Source organism: Streptomyces sp. NPDC127129 (genome assembly GCF_042671585.1).
GTDB lineage: Bacteria > Actinomycetota > Actinomycetes > Streptomycetales > Streptomycetaceae > Streptomyces.
Genome location: NZ_JBHXTV010000023.1, coordinates 23,220 through 38,248 on the forward strand (window position 1 = coordinate 23,220; position 15,029 = coordinate 38,248).

Below are 15,029 nucleotides of genomic sequence, written 5' to 3' on the forward strand. Positions count from 1 at the left end.
GGTTACCTCAACTCACCACCCCCGCGCCCGCGCCCAGCCGCCCGCCCCGTCCGAGCGCCCCTACCGCGCCCGCGCACATCAGCCCGATCCCGCACAGCACCAGCCACGGCGTCACCGACCATCCGGTCAGGTCGAGCAGCGCGCCCGTCCCCAGGTTCCCGAGGGTGATCCCGATCCCGCAGACGGTGTTGTAGAGCCCGTAGTGCGTGGCCACCCACCGTCCGCCCGAGAGCGCGACGACCGTGTCCATCTCGTACGGGTACAGCACCGCGTTCGCCACCGCGAGGACCGCCGCGCACAGCAGCAGGCCCCCGAGCCCGGGCACCGAGGGCGGCAGCAGGAACGCGCCGCCCATCAGCACCAGCCCGAGGACCAGACACCGCTCACGGTTCAGCCGCCGGCCGCACCAGGCCGTGATCCGCAGCTGCCCGGCGAGCGTCACGAGCGCGGAGACGACGAAGAGGGCGGTCGTCGCCGCCGTGCCGTCCGCCGCGAGTGGCAGCGCCAGATAGACCTGGAAGGACAGGACGTACGAGCCGGTCATCGCCAGCGAGAAGAGCCAGAAGGTGCGGTTGGTCAGCACCGTGCGGAACTGCCCCCGCTGCTCGGCCGCCACCTCCCCCTCGACGGCACCCGCCTCCGCCTCCTCCTTCACCCGCACCGGCAGGTGCCTCAGCTGCACCAGCGTCAGTACGGCGAACAGCACCGCCGCCACCACGCACGTCAGCCGGAACGACACCCCCGTCAGCGCCACCCCCACCAGCGGCCCGAGCAGGATGCCCGCCTGGTAGTACGTGTTGAAGAGCGCGAACGCCTCCACGCGCCGCTCCCCCGCCTCCGCCGCGAGGTACGCCCGCACGGCCGGGTTGAACAGCGCCCCCGCCAGGCCCGTCGCCACCGAGGCGCCGATCAGCACCGGCAGCGACTGCGCGAACGCGAGCGCCCCGAACCCCGCCGTCCGCAGCGCGCAGCCCGCGACGATCAGCGGCTTGAAGCCGAGCCGGTCGGCGAGCGCCCCGCCGACCAGGAACATGCCCTGCTGGGAGAGGTTCCGTACGCCGAGGACGAGTCCCACGGCCCAGGCCGCCATCCCCAGCCCGTCCGCGAGGTGGGCGGCGAGGTACGGCATCAGCATGTAGAAGCCGAGGTTGATGGTCAGCTGGTTGAGGAAGAGCAGCCGTACCGCCGGTTCGAAGGTGCGGCTCTGCCGCCAGATCCCGCCCTTGGCGGAGGCCGAGACCTGGGCGCTCATCGGACCCGCTCCAGGACCCGGCGGGTCCAGACGTCGACCGGCGCACCGTCCTCGTACACCGCCGGCTCCTCGCGCGGCGGGGCGTCGAGCAGTCCGTGGGTCGCGCAGTACGCGTCGCTGAAGACCGTGTCGAAGTACCGCTGCGGCCCGTCCGGGAAGACGGCCGCGATCCTCGTGCCGCGCGGCCGGGTGCGGGCCAGCCACCCGGCAACGAGCGCGACCGCGCCCACGCTCCAGCCGCCCGTGGCGAACTGACGCGAGGCCAGGCGCCGGGCGGCCCGGACGGCGTCCGCCGGGCCGACCCAGTGGATCTCGTCGAAGGCGGCGTGGTCGACGTTGCCGGGGTGGATGGAGGAGCCGAGCCCGCGCATCAGCCGCTCCCCGGCCGGGAGGCCGAAGACGGTGGAGTGGACGCTGTCGACGCCGACCAGCTCCAGGGCGGGGCTGGACGTGGCCCGCAGGGCACGGGAGATCCCGGCGGAGTGCCCGCCGGTCCCCACCGCGCAGACCAGGACGTCGATCCGGTCGAGCTGCGCGGAGAGCTCGGCCGCGAGTCCGCCGTACGCCTCGGGGTTGTCGGGGTTGCCGTACTGATCGGGCCACCAGGCCCCGTCGAGGCCGCCCAGCAGCTCCGCCACCCGGTCCATCCGGGCCTGCTGCCAGCCGCCGCGCGGGCTCGGCTCGCGCACGACGTGGACCGTGGCGCCGTGGGCGACGAGCATCCGCTCGACGATCGGTTCGAGACCGGGGTCGGTGACGACGTGGACGGGGTGGCCGTGGAGCACGCCGGCGAGCGCGAGGCCGAGGCCGAGCGTGCCGGAGGTCGACTCGACGACGGGCGCGCCGGGCTGCAGGTCTCCGCGGCGGCGAGCCTCTCCGACCATGTGGAGGGCGGCGCGGTCCTTGATGCCGCCGAAGTTGAAGCCTTCGAGCTTGGCCCAGTAGCCGTCGTCCATCCACAGCACGGGCGTGTTGCCGACGGTCTGGGCGGCGACGGAGAGGGAGGCGCCGGGCAGGGGTGTACTGGGGAGGGGTGTGCCGGGGAGGGGTGTGCCGGGGAGGGGTGTGCCGTGAAGGGGCAGGCCGGGCATGGGGGCGCCGGGCAACGGGGTGCCGGGCATGGGGGCGCCGGACAGCAGATCGGTCATCAGAAAGTACGTCCTCGAAGTGGGTACGCCGAAAGGGAGCCTGGTCGTGTCGTACGACCGGCTCAGTTCCGGTTCACTCCGAGGGCGATCAGCAGCCTGCCCGGCTCGGGGCCGGGTCCCGCCCGGTCGCGGGCGCGGTGGGCGTGCGGATCCGCGGGGAAGGCCTCGTCGGCTGCGAGGGGTACGGCTCCGCCGGCGTCGGGCGCCGCGGGCTGCGGCACCGTCTGGGCGGGCAGATGGACGTCGAAGGACCACGTCTCCCCGGACCGTCCGCAGCCGTGCGGCAGTTCGCCGGCGTGGGCGGGGGCGGCCACGGTGGCCGTGGTGGCGGGGGCGGTGAGCGGGTGATGCCCGTGCGAGCCGTGGCAGACGCTCATGAGCAGGGCGAGAAGAGCGAACAGGACGAGGACGGCGGGCGCCCGCCGTCGTACGTCGATCACCGTCTCGTCACGCATGGTGCGCGTGACGCTACGTTGCAGCAGTGCACCGCCGCAAAGAGGCATGCCCGCTTTTGGACACCGTTTACTTCGGGCGGTTCGGCCGTGGAGGCCGCACCCTTGGAGGCCGCGCTCCTGGAGGTCCCGCCCCTAGAGGTTGCGCTCCGCGTAGACCGTCATCGCGTCGCGGACGAGGAGGACGGTGCCCTCGCCGTGCTTGTCGTAGTTCCGGCCGAAGCGCGGATCGTCGACGTACATCTGGCCGAGGCCGATCACGTACTCCTTCGTCGGCGTCGTGGTCGTCGACAGCCACGCGACGTGGCGCCGGGCGATCGCCTGGACCTCGTCGCTGTCGGCGGCGAGGCCGTCCCGGGCCGCCTTCCCGAAGTCGCGGGCGATGCCGGCCTGCTCGTCCATGAAGGCCTGCTTCTCCTCGGCGCCGAGGGAGCGCCACCAGCGGTCGCCCTTCTCGTACGCGTCGCGACCCCAGCGCTCGGTGACCTCCGCCTCGTACTGCGTGTGGTCGAATCCGTCGAACACTTCTTCCGCCATGAGTTCTTCTCCGTTCTCCGTCTTCCGGAGAGTGGTCCGCACCGCCTCGATCTGCCGCCCGATCCGCTCCCGCTCCTGTTCGAGAAGCAGCAGATGGGTGCGCAGGGCGGCGGGCGTGTCCCGCTGACCCCCCAGGACCTCGGCGATCGCGGGCAGGGAGAGCCCGAGCTCGCGCAGCAGCAGGATGCGCTGCAGCCGCACGAGCGCCGCCTGGTCGTAGTACCGGTAACCGTTGGCGCCGATCCGGCTCGGCTCCAGCAGTCCGCGCTCCCCGTAGTGCCGGAGGGTGCGGCTGGTGGTGCCGGCCTTCTTGGCGATCTCCTGGATCGACCACTCCATGGGGAAAACGCTAAATCTTGACGTCGCGTAAAGGTCAAGCCCGGCTCGCACGTGACCCGGGGACACGTTGCCCAGGAAGCGTGGCCCGTGGACACGTTGCCCGTGGACACGACGAAGGCCCGGATCCAGTGACTGGATCCGGGCCTTCGTTGCTACTGAGTAGCGGGGACAGGATTTGAACCTGCGACCTCTGGGTTATGAGCCCAGCGAGCTACCGAGCTGCTCCACCCCGCGTCGGTGAATACGACCTTACGGCATGGTGCGCCGATCCCCTAATCGCTTTTCCCGGCAGCGGTCTCAGCAGCCGCAGTCCTCGGCGTCGACCGGGGCCGTCAGCGGGTCCGCGTCCTTCTTCCCGGGCCCCTCCCACGTCTCGTACGGGAAGCCCTCGCGGACCCAGTACTCGAAACCGCCGAGCATCTCCTTCACCTGGTAGCCCAGCTGCGCCAGGGCGAGCGCGGCGCGCGTGGCGCCGTTGCAGCCGGGCCCCCAGCAGTACGTGACCACGGGCACGGCCTTGTCGAGCAGCTGCTCGGCCTGCCCGGGGATGAGCGCGGTCGGCAGGTGGAGCGCGCCGGGGACGTGGCCCTGGTCCCACGAGGCGGTGGAGCGGGAGTCGACGACCACGAAGCCCGGGTCGCCGTCGGCGGCGATGGCGCCCACGACGTCGGAGACGTCGGCGTGGAAGGCGAGGCTGGCGGAGAAGTACGCGGCCGCGGCCTCGGGAGAGGCGGGCGGGGTACGAAGTACGGCGTTGACCTGCGCGGTTGTCGTCATGCATGAAAATCTACGGTCGAAGATCACGACACTGAAGTGGCGATCCCCGGCGCCGAGGCCGATCGGCCGGGGATTTCCGGGCGTTCGGCGGGGGACGACAGGGGATCTCACGCAGCGGACGGTTCGAGGGCGCGGACCCGTCACGTTTCGCCGATGCCGTCCGTCATCTCGATGACGGTCATCAACGAGGGAGACACCGATGGACGAGAAGGACCTCCTGGCCGAGCGCTTCCAGGCCGACCGTACGCACCTGAAGGCGGTCGCGTACCGGATGCTGGGGTCGCTGAGCGAGGCCGAGGACGCCGTCCAGGAAGCATGGATCAAGCTCAGCCGCTCGGACATCGACGACGTGCGGAACCTGAGCGGCTGGCTGACGACGGTCGTCGGACGGGTCTGCCTCGACATGCTGCGCTCGCGCGCCTCCCGTCGGGAGGACCCGCTGGAGTACTTCGTCCCCGATCCGCTGGTCCGGGGCGCGGAGGGCACCACGCGCGACCCCGAGGAGGAGGCGCTGCTCACCGACTCGGTGGGGCTGGCGCTGCTCGTGGTCCTGGAGACGCTGGGCCCGGCCGAGCGGCTCGCCTTCGTCCTGCACGACATGTTCGCCGTCTCCTTCGACGAGATCGCCCCGATCGTGGACCGCACCCCGGCCGCGGCCCGCCAGCTCGCGAGCCGCGCCCGCCGCCGCGTCCAGGGCGCCGCTCCGGCCCCGGCGCCCGACATCGCCCGGCAGCGCCAGGTCGTCGACGCCTTCATGGCGGCCTCGCACGGCGGCGACTTCGAGGGGCTGCTCGCCGTCCTCGACCCGGACGTGGTCCTGCGGGTGGACGGCGGCAAGGCGCTCGCGGCGGCCTCCGGCCTCGTCCGTGGCGCCGAGGCGGTCGTCAACCAGGCGCTGATGTACGCCCGCTTCCGCCGCGACTACCGCAAGGTGCTGGTCAACGGCGCGCCGGGCATCGTCTCGTACGTGGACGGCCGGCTGTTCGGGCTCATGGCCTTCACGGTCGTGGACGAGCGCATCGTGCAGATGCAGATCATCGCGGACCCGGACCGCATGGCGGCCCTGGGCGTGCCGGCCCTGGACGACTGAGCCGTCGCGGACGAGGCGCGGCCCCTAGGCTGGGCGCATGATCGCTGCGCTCATGCCGGAGGGGGTCGCCGTCGCCGAGGCCTTCGGCGATCTCCCGGACGCCCGGCTGTTTCCGGGGGAGGAGACGGCGGTCCGCAACGCCGTCGACGAACGCCGTCGCGAGTACACCACCGTGCGGCACCTGGCCCGGCGCGCGATGGCGGATCTGGGGCTGCCGGCCGTCGCCGTCCTGTCCGGTGCCCGGCACGAGCCGCTCTGGCCGTCGGGGGTGGTGGGGAGCATGACCCACACCCTCGGGTACCGGGCCGCCGCGCTGAGCCTCGACGACCGGCACGCCTCGCTCGGCATCGACGCCGAGCGGCACGCCCCGCTCCCCCGGGGCGTGCTGGCCAAGATCGCCCACCCCGCCGAGGTGCCGCGGCTGGCGGAACTCACCGCCGCGTACCCCGAGGTGCACTGGGACACCCTGCTCTTCAGCGCCAAGGAGGCCGTCTACAAGGCCTGGTACCCGCTGGCCGGCGGCACGCTTTCCTTCCAGGAGACGGAACTGGACTTCGATCCCGGCTCCGAAGGGTTCACCGCCGCGCTGCGCCGGCCGGGACCGGCGGAGGCGGGGCATCCGCTCACCCGGATGACCGGACGCTGGTACGTCCACGGCGGCCTGGTCTTCTCGGCCGTCACCGTCGCCCGGGCCACCCCCTAGGAGGCCGGTCGGGCGCGGCGCGAAGGGCCGGGCCTGCGCGGCGCGGAGGCCCGGTCGGGCGCGGCACACGTTCCGGTCGGGCGCGGCGGAAGGGCCGGTCAGGCGCGGTCCGGGACGCGGCCCAGGGTACGGATGGGCCGGGCCGACAGCAGGGCGACGGCGGTGAGGAGCGCGATCAGGACGCCCACCAGGAGCACCTTGTCCGTGCCGAACGCACCGACCGCGGGACCGGCCAGCGCGCTGCCGATCGGGAACATGCCGACGGAGCCGGCGACCTCGTAGGCGTGGACGCGGTTGAGGACCTCGCCCGGCACCTGGGTCTGCACGCTGGTGGCCCACATGACGCCCCAGAACGTGATGCCGACGCCGACGACGACCTGGGCGACGGCGAGCAGCCAGACCGGCCAGTCGAGGACGATGCCGAGCGGGTAGAGCGGGAAGGCCAGCAGTGCCACCGCCCCCGCGGCCAGCGGCCGTGCGGGCTTGTAGCGCATCGCCAGCACCCCGCCGGCCACCGTGCCCGCTCCGAACGCGCAGTTGAGCAGGCCGAAGGCGGTGGCACCGTGCGTGGGCACGATCACGCCGGCGGCGAGCGTCAGCTGCGGCCCCCAGGAGAGCATCGCGAAGAACATCCAGATCACGATCACACCCCAGAGCCAGCTCCGGGAGCGGAACTCGTGCCAGCCCACCACCAGGTTGCGCACCAGGCTCTCGCCGGCCGGCGGGGCGGGCACCACCCCGAGCCGGAGCGCGAACAGGCAGACCGCGCTGGTCCCGTAGGCGACGGCGGAGATCACCATCACCCAGCCGGTGGCGCCGAGACCGACGAGCACACCGGCCAGCGCCGGGCCGCCCAGCGCGGTGAACGCCTCGGATATGCGCAGCACCCCGTTGGCGCCCTGCACGTCCCGGGCCACCAGCGGGACGGTCGAGGAGACGCCCGGCTGGAACATCGCGTTGGCGGTGCCGACCACCATCAGCACCGCGTACAGGTGCCAGAGCTGATCGATGCCCCGAATGAAGAGGAAGGCGAGCAGCACATGGGCGGTGAGGTTGGCCAGGTCGGCCATGATCATCATCCGGCGGGCGGTGAACCGGTCGGCGAGCACCCCGCCGAACAGCACGAGCCCCGCGAACGGGCCCACCAGGAAGGCCATCGCGTACCCGGCGGTGCTCAGGCCGTACCCGGCGCTGAGCAGACCGGCCGAGACCGCGACGGGCAGCATGGCCCAGCCGAGCAGTCCCGCGCTCCGGGCGGTGAAGTAGTACTGGAAGTTGCGGGTCCAGATCGCCGGTTCCCCGGCCGCCGCCGACGGCGCCTCGGCGGGCCGGTCCTCGATCCGTGCGGACGTCACCGCCGCAGAGGGCTCTGCCGAGTGATCGTTCATGTCTTCTTCACTACTCCAGCCGTGATGGTGGGCTTGCGGTCGTACGTACGGTCCGGGTCGGACGGGCGGGCGGGTGCGGTCGGCGGGCGGGTGCGGTCGGCGGGCGGGAGGGCGCGGGTAAGCGAGCGGGGGCGGTCAGCGGCCGGTCTCGGCCGGGACGGACGCCGGGCTCAACTCCCCCACGGTGACCGGCTCCAGACCCTGTCCGAGCAGGCCCTCGATGATCGCGGGAAGCGCCCGCACGGTCTGGCCCCGGTCGCCGGCGCCCTCGTGCATCAGCACCACCGAGCCCGGCCCCGCGGCGTCGAGGACGGTCCCGGCGATCTGCTCGGGCCCCGGCCGCGACCAGTCGCGGGAGTCGACGTCCCACATCGTCATGGTGGTGGGATGGTCCGCCAGGGCGGCCAGCACCTCCGGGGTCAGCGCGCCGTACGGCGGCCGGAAGAGCGTCGGTGCCTCGCCGGTCAGCCGGGCCACCGCCTCCGTCGTCCGGTCGATCTGCTCATGCAGCTGAACCGGTGTCAGGTCCGGCAGGAAGGGGTGCGACCACGAGTGGTTGCCGATCTCGTGGCCGGCCGCGGCGATCCGGCGCACCTCGTCGGGCAGCGCCGCGACATGGTGGCCGACGCAGAAGAACGTGGCCCGCACGCGGTAGCGGTCGAGGATCTCCACGATCCTGCGGGTGTGCACCGGATCCGGGCCGTCGTCGAAGGTGAGCGCCACCCGGGGCGTGTCCCGGCTGCCGTGCTCGATGCAGCGCCCCGCGGCCGTCAGCGCGGCCTGGATCGGCTCGCTGCGCCGTACGCCGTCGAAGTACTCGTCGGCGCGGCCGGACAGGCTTCCCCCTTCGGCCGTCACCCGGGCCAGCGCGCCCGGCTCGCTCCGCGCCTGCTCCGCCAGCCGGGCGGCCGGGACCGAGCCGAACCCCGGCCGGGCCGGCAGCAGCCACGGATCTGCGCGGTAGACCTCAAGGCCGGCCGCCGTCATCGGCCCGTCGAGCAGACCGTTGGTGCTCTCGAACACCGCGGCCAGCGGCTGCTCCTCGCCCAGCTCCCGCAGCCGCTCGACGAGTGCGGCCACCTGGTCGGCGCCCCAGCGGCTCGGTTCGGTCACCCGGCGTCCGGCCGTGTCGAGGACCTCGACCTCGTAGCCCGCGCCGGTCCAGGCGATTCCCGCGTAACGCTTGCTCATTCGTCCCCCAGAGCGGTCGCCTCGGCGATCACCGATTCCTCGACCCCGCGCAGGAAGCGCTCCATCCCCTCACGGGAGAGCACCGCCGGGTCGGCCGTCATGCAGAGCTCCAGGGCGCCCGGGGCCGTCAACACATCCACCGCCACCGAGACGTTGACCCGCGGCAGGAACTCCGTGGGCCAGCTGAACACGGTCCGGCCGGCCAGCTCGCCCAGCGGGGCACCGGGGCGCGGGGCGGTGTCGAACGGCCCGTCCGCCGGGTCCCGGGTGTCGTTCCACCAGCAGGAGTGGTCGGCCGCCTCGCCACGCTCGACCAGCCGCGCCACCTCCCGCTCCAGCGCCCACTTGTCGTACCCCGCGTGGCGGAACGCGCTGAAGGAGACGGACCGTGTCCGCCGTACCGCGTCCTCGAAGTCCTTGTCCGCGTCCGTGAGGAGGAACACCGCCTCCTGCGCCATCGTGCTCACCGACTCGGCGGCGGCCGGCTGGAAGCGATTGCTCACCACCACCTGGAACAGCACGTCGCTGCTCCCCGACATACGGGCCAGCTGGTGGGAGGCCGCGCCGAGCAGCACCGCGGCGTCGCTCACCCCCAGCTTCTCGGCCACCCGCTCGACGGCGACCGCGAGCGCGGGCGAGTGCAGCAGCGCGTTGGGGAACATGCGGCCCGGATCGGTCGCCGCGCGCTCCGGATCCGCCGGGTTCAGGAAGATCCGCTTCGGGCCGGCGGTGAGGCGCTCGCACCAGTAGCGCCGGGCCCCCTCGTCCCGGCGGCGGCCGAGCGGCGAGGCCTGGATCTCCGCGGCCTCCAGGGGCTGGAGCGCGGGGCGGGCACGGAGCAGGGCCTCGGCGGACTCCCCCTCCTCGATCAGCGCCAGGTCGCGGAGCATCCGGCCCTCGCCCCAGAGGTCCATCGCGGTGTGCGAGGCCGCGAGGACCAGCCGGTGGACCAGGCCCCCGCACTCCACCAGACCGACCCGGAAGGGCCACTCCCGCGCGTGGTCGAAGGAACGCCCCGCCAGCTCCTCCATCAGGGATGCGCCGACCGCGGGGGCGTCCGCCTCGGAGCACTCCCTGACCTCCACCGGAAGCTCGCCGGACCCGTCCACGACCTGCTCCAGACCGTCCACGCCGTCCGCGCCGTCCACGCCGTCCACGCCGTTCGGCAGGAGCCTGGTGCGCAGGCTGTCGTGCATCCGGAGCAGCTCCGTCAGGTCCGCGAGTACGCGGGCGGCGGGGCGGGGCGGGGCAAGCGGAAGGTCCAGCCGCAGGTTGTACCGGGGGGCGTCGTCGCCGAGCCGGGTCACGACACCCCAGATCGCCCGCTGTCCCCAGGTGGCCGGGCCGGTGCCGGCTCGCGCGGAGTCCAGCCTGATGGTCCGTTCCTCCGCGGTACGGCCCGTGCTCTTCCCGCCGGCCGTGCTCTGCCCGCCGCCCGTGCTCTGCCCGCCGCCCGTACCGCCCGTGCCGCCCGTACCGCCCGTGCTGCTTGTGGTCGCCGTGGTCACCGTGTTTCCCGACCTTCCCTTCGGTTGACTCGTATCGGTCCCTGCTCCGGTCTGCTCCACCGGACGTCCCCTAGTCCAGGCCCTGCGAAATGACCATGCGCTGGATCTGGTTGGTGCCCTCGACGATCTGCAGCAGCTTGGCCTCGCGCATCCAGCGCTCCACGGGATGGTCGGAGACGTAACCGGCGCCGCCGAGCACCTGCACCGCGTCCGTCGTCACCTTCATCGCCATGTCGGTGGCGAAGAGCTTGGCCTTCGCCGCCTCCAGCGAGTACGGCAGACCGGCGTCCTTGAGACGGGCGGCCGCCAGGGTCAGCGCGCGGGCCGCCGCGATCTGGGTGGCCATGTCGGCCAGCAGGAAACCGACGCCCTGGAAGGAGGCGATCCGCTGCCCGAACTGGCGCCGCTCCTTCGCGTACCGCACGGCGTAGTCGGCGGCGGCCTGGGCGATGCCGACCGCGCAGGCCGCGATGCCCAGGCGACCGCAGTCCAGCGCGCCCATGGCGATCAGGAAGCCCTTGCCCTCGCGTCCGATCAGGCGCCCGGCCGGCACCCGCACGCCCTCGAAGCCGACCTGGGCCGTGGGGTTGGACCAGACGCCCAGCTTCCGCTCCGGCTCGTGCACGACCATGCCCGGCGTGTCCCCGGGGACCACCAGACAGGACAGCCCGCGGGCCCCCGGCCCGCCGGTGCGGCTGAACACGTTGTAGAAGTCCGCGTGACCGGCGTGGGTGACCCAGGCCTTGGTGCCGGTGATGCGGTACGCGTCGTCCTCCCGTACCGCACGGGTGGTGAGCGAGGCCGCGTCCGAACCGGCCTCCGCCTCCGACAGGCAGTACGCGCCGAGCAGTTCGCCGCTCAGCATGTCCGGCAGCAGCTCGTCGCGCTGGACCTGGGTGCCGTACGTGGCGGTGCCGAAGCAGGCGAGGTTGTGCACGTTGACCGCCTCGGCCACCCCGAACCAGTGGTACGCGATCTCCTCCAGCGCCTGGAGGTAGACCTCGTACGGCTGTCCGCCGCCGCCGTACTCCTCGGGGTACGGCAGGCTCAGCAGCCCGGCCTTGCCCAGGGTGCGCACGATCTCCCGGGGGAACTCGTGGCCGGCCTCGAACTCCGCCACACGGGGCGCGAGTTCGGCGGTTGCGATCTCCCGGACCAGACCGAGCAGATCGGCCGCCTCCTCCGTGGGCAGGATGCGCTGGACCTTCATCGGACGACCTCCGTGATGTCGGGTGTGGTGAGCGACGGATCTTCCACCTGTGGAGACCGTTCGGATGGTGCGGGCCCGTGACGGCGTGCGGGCCCGTGACGGCGTGCGGGCCCGTGACGGCGTGCGGGCCGGTGACGCCGGGCGGTCGGCAGCCGCCTGCGGGTCAGAGACGGCCCGCGGTCAGAGACGGCCCGCGGTCAGAGACGGCCCCAGTCGAGGGTCTCCGGCCAGTGCCGGCCGACCCGGCGGACGGCGTAGTCCCAGTACGAGCGGACGGAGAGGTCGGCGTAGATGAAGTCCTGCTTGGCGGCCACGTCCTGCTCGGTGGACCAGGTGTAGGGAACGCCGGTGCTCTCGGCGGTCAGCTGGAGGCGGCAGGCCCGTTCCAGCACCTGCGCGAAGACGGACGCGTGCCGCACGCTCTTGCCGACGATCACTCCGCCGTGGTTGCGCAGCAGGACCGCCGGGTGCCCGTCGAGGTCCTTCGCGATGTGCTCACCGGTCTCGATGTCCAGGACCGTGTTGCTGGTCTCGGTGAAGAGGCCGATCCGGTCGCGGAAGTAGGCGCCGTCGTGCGAGACCGGCCGCATCGGCAGATCCGTCGCACCGAACAGCAGGGTGTACGGCGCGTGGCTGTGGACGATGCCGTTGACGTCCGGGCGGGCCCGGTAGATGGCCTGGTGCAGCGGCAGCTCCGGCGGTGCCAGCGGTGGCGCGGGCAGGGTGTGGTCCACCGGGCAGCGGATCACGTCCGCCGGCGCGGCCTCGTCGAAGCCGACCAGCGCGCCCTTGATGAAGAACTCGTCCCGGCCCGGTATCCGGGCGGAGATCTGGCCCTGGTTGAAGTCGTCGTGCCCGTCGAGGGACAGCATCCGGGCGCCGATCGCCACCTGGAGGACGAGCCGGCTCTCGGCCGGGTTCAGCGGCCGCGGTTCATCGGTGCTCATGTCGTGTTCCTCGCTGTCAGGTCGTCGTAGACGTTGCGCATGGTGACCAGGCCGGGAGTCGCGGCGCGGGCCCAGTCGGCGGCCGCCAGCGCGCCCCGGGCCGGCACGGTCCAGCTGCCGACGTGGTGCCGGACGTGCAGCGCCTCGCCGTCCCAGGTGTGGGTCACCTCGTGTTCGCTCACGGGCAGTCCCGCCCGTTCGTCGGCGATGTCGGCCACCGCCCGGCCGCTCGCCCCCGCCCAGGTGTCCGCGAGCGCCAGCGCGGTGGCGCTCGGACGGTGCGCCTTGCCGAGCGGGTGCCGCTCCCGGACGGTGGTGGTCGTGCCGAACCGGCCCGTGGCGAGGCCGGCGGTGAACTCGGCGATGCGGACCTGGAGGTAGTGGGCGAAGGAGAGGTTGGTGGCCCGGACCACCGGCACCACGTCCGCCAGCTCCTCCAGCGCCTTCCACTGGGTGTCGGTGAGGTTGGAGACGCAGGCGATGAGCGGTACGCGATGGCTGGCGCAGAAGTCGAGCACGTCGGCGTGCGCCTCGGGGGCGCTGGCGTCGACGAGCACGTCGGGCACCGCCTCGGCGGACCAGCCGGCGCGGCGGGAGGCGGTGAGCGAGACCCTCGTACCGTCGGCCTCGCAGACCGCCCGCAGGGCCGATCCGAGCCGCCCGAGCCCGACGATCCCGATCGTGGGACCGCCGCCCACCGCCTCGTCAGGCATCGGCGCCCACCCCGCTCGCGACCACCAGGGCCGTGACGGAGTCGATGCTCTCGTAGTGCGCGATGTCGGCCTCCGGGTCCAGATAGACGCCGACCTCGTTCTCGATGCTGTCGATCAGGCGCATGTACGAGAGCGAGGAGTAGCCGACGTCGCGCAGCGAGTAGTTCGCGGCGGCGAGTTCGGCGGCGGAGACGCTGCCGTCCCCGGCGGCGACGGCCAGGTCGAGGATCTTGGTGCGGAGCGCGGTGCTGTCCATGGGAGTTCCTGTGTCTCGAGGAGGGATTCAGTTGCTCTGGGGCTCGGCGAGCAGGCGCCGCAGGCGCTCGACGGACGGCTTGCCGATCGAGTTCGCCGGAATGCGGTCCACCAGCCGGAGGATTCCGGGCACCTTGAACGAGGGGAGCGTCGCCGCGCAGTGGGCGCGCAGGGACTGGGCGGTCACACCGGGTTCGACGGCGGCGACGGCGACGACGGCCGCCAGGGTCGGTTCACCGTGCTGGTTCTCGGCCTCGAAGGCGACCGCGTCCAGCACCCCGGCGGCCGTGCGCAGGACGTCGGCGACCTCGATCGGGTCGATCTTGCGGCCGCCCACGTTGACCATCCGGCTCGTGCGGCCGGTCAGGTGCAGCGCGCCGTCCAGCAGATGGCCCTGGTCGCCGGTCCGGTAATACCCCTCGGCATCGACACGCTCCTCGAAGACGCCGGGAGCGTTGAGGTACCGCGACCCCATCGACTCGCTCCTGACCCGGATGCCCTGCTCCTCCGCGAGCAGCCGCACACCGGGCAGCGGAGCCCCGAGCCCGCTGCCCGCCCCGTCGGGGGCGTAGGTCAGCGGACCGGTCTCGGCGACGCCGTAGTAGTTGTGGATCGGGACGCCGGTGAGCCGTGTGAACTCCTGGCGCACGGTCTCGCGCAGCGGGGCGCCGGAGGAGATCGCGGTACGGACGGCCCCGAAGCCCTCCCTCGGGGAGCGGCGCACGATCGACTCGTACAGGGCCGGGAACGCCACCAGTCGCGTCGCCTCGGTGCTCTCCAGGAGCCGTACGACCCGGGAGGCGGTCGGCAGACCGGTCGACAGGTGCAGGGAGGCACCCGGCAGGAAGGCGGCCAGCAGGGAGGTGTTGAACGCCAGGCCGTTGGAGAGCGCGGCGAAGCAGGCGATCCGGTCGTCGGCCGAAAGGCCGGTTCCCTTCACCCAGTTGGCCGCGGCCGCGGACACGGCCGCGCCGGAGAACTCGATGCAGTTGGGCCGGCCGGTGGAGCCGGACGTGAAGCGGCACACCTCGGTGTCGTCGAGGAGCCGGGGCCGGGGAACCTCGGAGCGGCGCACCCGGCCGACCGCGAGGCCGCCGAACGCGCAGTCGCCGTCGCCATCGCCGTCGCCGTCGCCGTCGCCGTCGCCGTCGCCGTCGAGGGTCTCCGCCACGACGGTGGAGACGTCGGCGCCCGGGGCGTGGACCAGCAGATCGAGGCCGCAGTCCTCGGCGATCCGCTGCAGGTCGTACGGGCCGAAGGCAGAGTCGGCCAGGAAGGGCACCCCGCCGGCGAACAGCGTGCCCAGCAGACCGACCACGTAGTCGGCGGAGTTGGTGGCGTAGAGCCCCACGCGCAGCCGCTCGCCCGGCACCGCGTACCGGGCGAGCCGGTCCGCGGCGGCACGGGCCCGGTCGGCGAGTTCGGCGTATCCGAGCGAACCGTCGGCGTCGGTGACCGCGACGCGCTCGCCGTGGCGGGCGAGGACGTCGGTGAAGAGGCCGGGAAGTACGGCGGTCAT

The 15,029-nt window shown here is 73.0% G+C and carries 15 protein-coding genes and 1 tRNA gene; 2 read left to right on the plus strand and 14 right to left on the minus strand.

From position 1 onward, the window contains the following. Positions 1-7 precede the first annotated feature (7 nt). The 6 genes from ACFVGW_RS33000 to ACFVGW_RS33025 all read right to left on the minus strand — a co-directional run bounded on the left by ACFVGW_RS33000 (position 8) and on the right by ACFVGW_RS33025 (position 4,505). The gene (locus tag ACFVGW_RS33000) at positions 8-1,252 is read right to left on the minus strand and encodes an MFS transporter (protein ID WP_385854543.1); all 1,245 of its coding nucleotides are present in this window, start codon (positions 1,250-1,252) and stop codon (positions 8-10) included. Then, entirely contained in the window at positions 1,249-2,343 is a 1,095-nt protein-coding gene (locus tag ACFVGW_RS33005) for a PLP-dependent cysteine synthase family protein (RefSeq protein WP_385854615.1), read from the minus strand. Before ACFVGW_RS33005 ends, ACFVGW_RS33000 begins: the two co-directional genes overlap by 4 nt. Before the next feature lie 119 nt (positions 2,344-2,462). Continuing rightward, complete coding sequence (locus tag ACFVGW_RS33010) at positions 2,463-2,855, minus strand: hypothetical protein (protein WP_385854544.1); 393 nt, start codon at positions 2,853-2,855, stop codon at positions 2,463-2,465. A 132-nt stretch (positions 2,856-2,987) separates the two neighbouring features. Beyond that, entirely contained in the window at positions 2,988-3,728 is a 741-nt protein-coding gene (locus tag ACFVGW_RS33015; protein WP_383226551.1) for a MerR family transcriptional regulator, read from the minus strand. A gap of 160 nt (positions 3,729-3,888) precedes the next feature. Further along, a tRNA-Met gene (locus ACFVGW_RS33020) sits at positions 3,889-3,962 on the minus strand. Between the two features lie 63 nt (positions 3,963-4,025). Further along, the gene (locus ACFVGW_RS33025; protein ID WP_385854545.1) at positions 4,026-4,505 is read right to left on the minus strand and encodes a rhodanese-like domain-containing protein; all 480 of its coding nucleotides are present in this window, start codon (positions 4,503-4,505) and stop codon (positions 4,026-4,028) included. A 199-nt stretch (positions 4,506-4,704) separates the two neighbouring features. Here ACFVGW_RS33025 and sigJ point away from each other — a divergent pair, with 199 nt between their 5' ends. Further along, positions 4,705-5,595 (plus strand): RNA polymerase sigma factor SigJ, encoded by an 891-nt coding sequence (sigJ, locus tag ACFVGW_RS33030; RefSeq protein ID WP_385854546.1) that lies wholly within the window; start codon positions 4,705-4,707, stop codon positions 5,593-5,595. Positions 5,596-5,632: 37 nt separating this feature from the next. Next, complete coding sequence (locus ACFVGW_RS33035; RefSeq protein ID WP_385854547.1) at positions 5,633-6,298, plus strand: 4'-phosphopantetheinyl transferase; 666 nt, start codon at positions 5,633-5,635, stop codon at positions 6,296-6,298. A gap of 98 nt (positions 6,299-6,396) precedes the next feature. Here ACFVGW_RS33035 and ACFVGW_RS33040 read toward each other — a convergent pair whose 3' ends face one another. The 8 genes from ACFVGW_RS33040 to ACFVGW_RS33075 all read right to left on the minus strand — a co-directional run bounded on the left by ACFVGW_RS33040 (position 6,397) and on the right by ACFVGW_RS33075 (position 15,029). Continuing rightward, complete coding sequence (locus ACFVGW_RS33040; RefSeq protein WP_383226544.1) at positions 6,397-7,686, minus strand: MFS transporter; 1,290 nt, start codon at positions 7,684-7,686, stop codon at positions 6,397-6,399. A 135-nt stretch (positions 7,687-7,821) separates the two neighbouring features. Further along, positions 7,822-8,877 carry a polysaccharide deacetylase family protein gene (locus tag ACFVGW_RS33045; protein ID WP_385854548.1) on the minus strand — a complete coding sequence of 352 codons (1,056 nt, stop codon included), beginning with the start codon at positions 8,875-8,877 and terminating at the stop codon, positions 7,822-7,824. After that, complete coding sequence (locus tag ACFVGW_RS33050; RefSeq protein WP_385854549.1) at positions 8,874-10,385, minus strand: condensation domain-containing protein; 1,512 nt, start codon at positions 10,383-10,385, stop codon at positions 8,874-8,876. The genes ACFVGW_RS33045 and ACFVGW_RS33050 overlap by 4 nt, the downstream gene beginning before the upstream one ends. Positions 10,386-10,455: 70 nt before the next feature. Then, positions 10,456-11,595: an acyl-CoA dehydrogenase family protein gene (locus ACFVGW_RS33055; protein WP_385854550.1), complete on the minus strand. Its 1,140-nt coding sequence runs from the start codon at positions 11,593-11,595 to the stop codon at positions 10,456-10,458. A gap of 197 nt (positions 11,596-11,792) precedes the next feature. Continuing rightward, positions 11,793-12,542 (minus strand): class II aldolase/adducin family protein, encoded by a 750-nt coding sequence (locus ACFVGW_RS33060; RefSeq protein ID WP_385854551.1) that lies wholly within the window; start codon positions 12,540-12,542, stop codon positions 11,793-11,795. After that, positions 12,539-13,255 (minus strand): dihydrodipicolinate reductase C-terminal domain-containing protein, encoded by a 717-nt coding sequence (locus ACFVGW_RS33065; RefSeq protein ID WP_385854552.1) that lies wholly within the window; start codon positions 13,253-13,255, stop codon positions 12,539-12,541. The genes ACFVGW_RS33060 and ACFVGW_RS33065 overlap by 4 nt, the downstream gene beginning before the upstream one ends. Continuing rightward, a complete protein-coding gene (locus ACFVGW_RS33070; RefSeq protein WP_385854553.1) occupies positions 13,248-13,511 on the minus strand; it encodes a phosphopantetheine-binding protein in 264 nt (87 codons plus the stop codon). Before ACFVGW_RS33070 ends, ACFVGW_RS33065 begins: the two co-directional genes overlap by 8 nt. A gap of 27 nt (positions 13,512-13,538) precedes the next feature. Then, positions 13,539-15,029, minus strand: coding sequence for a class I adenylate-forming enzyme family protein (locus ACFVGW_RS33075; RefSeq protein ID WP_385854554.1), 1,491 nt, complete (start codon positions 15,027-15,029; stop codon positions 13,539-13,541).

What these genes read in the sequence shown, in the direction of transcription:
- ACFVGW_RS33000 (WP_385854543.1), bottom strand. Translation starts at nt 1,252, where the DNA reads ATGAGCGCCCAGGTCTCGGCCTCCGCCAAGGGCGGGATCTGGCGGCAG.
- ACFVGW_RS33005 (WP_385854615.1), bottom strand. Translation starts at nt 2,343, where the DNA reads ATGCCCGGCCTGCCCCTTCACGGCACACCCCTCCCCGGCACACCCCTC.
- ACFVGW_RS33010 (WP_385854544.1), bottom strand. Translation starts at nt 2,855, where the DNA reads ATGCGTGACGAGACGGTGATCGACGTACGACGGCGGGCGCCCGCCGTC.
- ACFVGW_RS33015 (WP_383226551.1), bottom strand. Translation starts at nt 3,728, where the DNA reads ATGGAGTGGTCGATCCAGGAGATCGCCAAGAAGGCCGGCACCACCAGC.
- ACFVGW_RS33025 (WP_385854545.1), bottom strand. Translation starts at nt 4,505, where the DNA reads ATGACGACAACCGCGCAGGTCAACGCCGTACTTCGTACCCCGCCCGCC.
- sigJ (WP_385854546.1), top strand. Translation starts at nt 4,705, where the DNA reads ATGGACGAGAAGGACCTCCTGGCCGAGCGCTTCCAGGCCGACCGTACG.
- ACFVGW_RS33035 (WP_385854547.1), top strand. Translation starts at nt 5,633, where the DNA reads ATGATCGCTGCGCTCATGCCGGAGGGGGTCGCCGTCGCCGAGGCCTTC.
- ACFVGW_RS33040 (WP_383226544.1), bottom strand. Translation starts at nt 7,686, where the DNA reads ATGAACGATCACTCGGCAGAGCCCTCTGCGGCGGTGACGTCCGCACGG.
- ACFVGW_RS33045 (WP_385854548.1), bottom strand. Translation starts at nt 8,877, where the DNA reads ATGAGCAAGCGTTACGCGGGAATCGCCTGGACCGGCGCGGGCTACGAG.
- ACFVGW_RS33055 (WP_385854550.1), bottom strand. Translation starts at nt 11,595, where the DNA reads ATGAAGGTCCAGCGCATCCTGCCCACGGAGGAGGCGGCCGATCTGCTC.
- ACFVGW_RS33060 (WP_385854551.1), bottom strand. Translation starts at nt 12,542, where the DNA reads ATGAGCACCGATGAACCGCGGCCGCTGAACCCGGCCGAGAGCCGGCTC.
- ACFVGW_RS33065 (WP_385854552.1), bottom strand. Translation starts at nt 13,255, where the DNA reads ATGCCTGACGAGGCGGTGGGCGGCGGTCCCACGATCGGGATCGTCGGG.
- ACFVGW_RS33070 (WP_385854553.1), bottom strand. Translation starts at nt 13,511, where the DNA reads ATGGACAGCACCGCGCTCCGCACCAAGATCCTCGACCTGGCCGTCGCC.
- ACFVGW_RS33075 (WP_385854554.1), bottom strand. Translation starts at nt 15,029, where the DNA reads ATGACCGCCGTACTTCCCGGCCTCTTCACCGACGTCCTCGCCCGCCAC.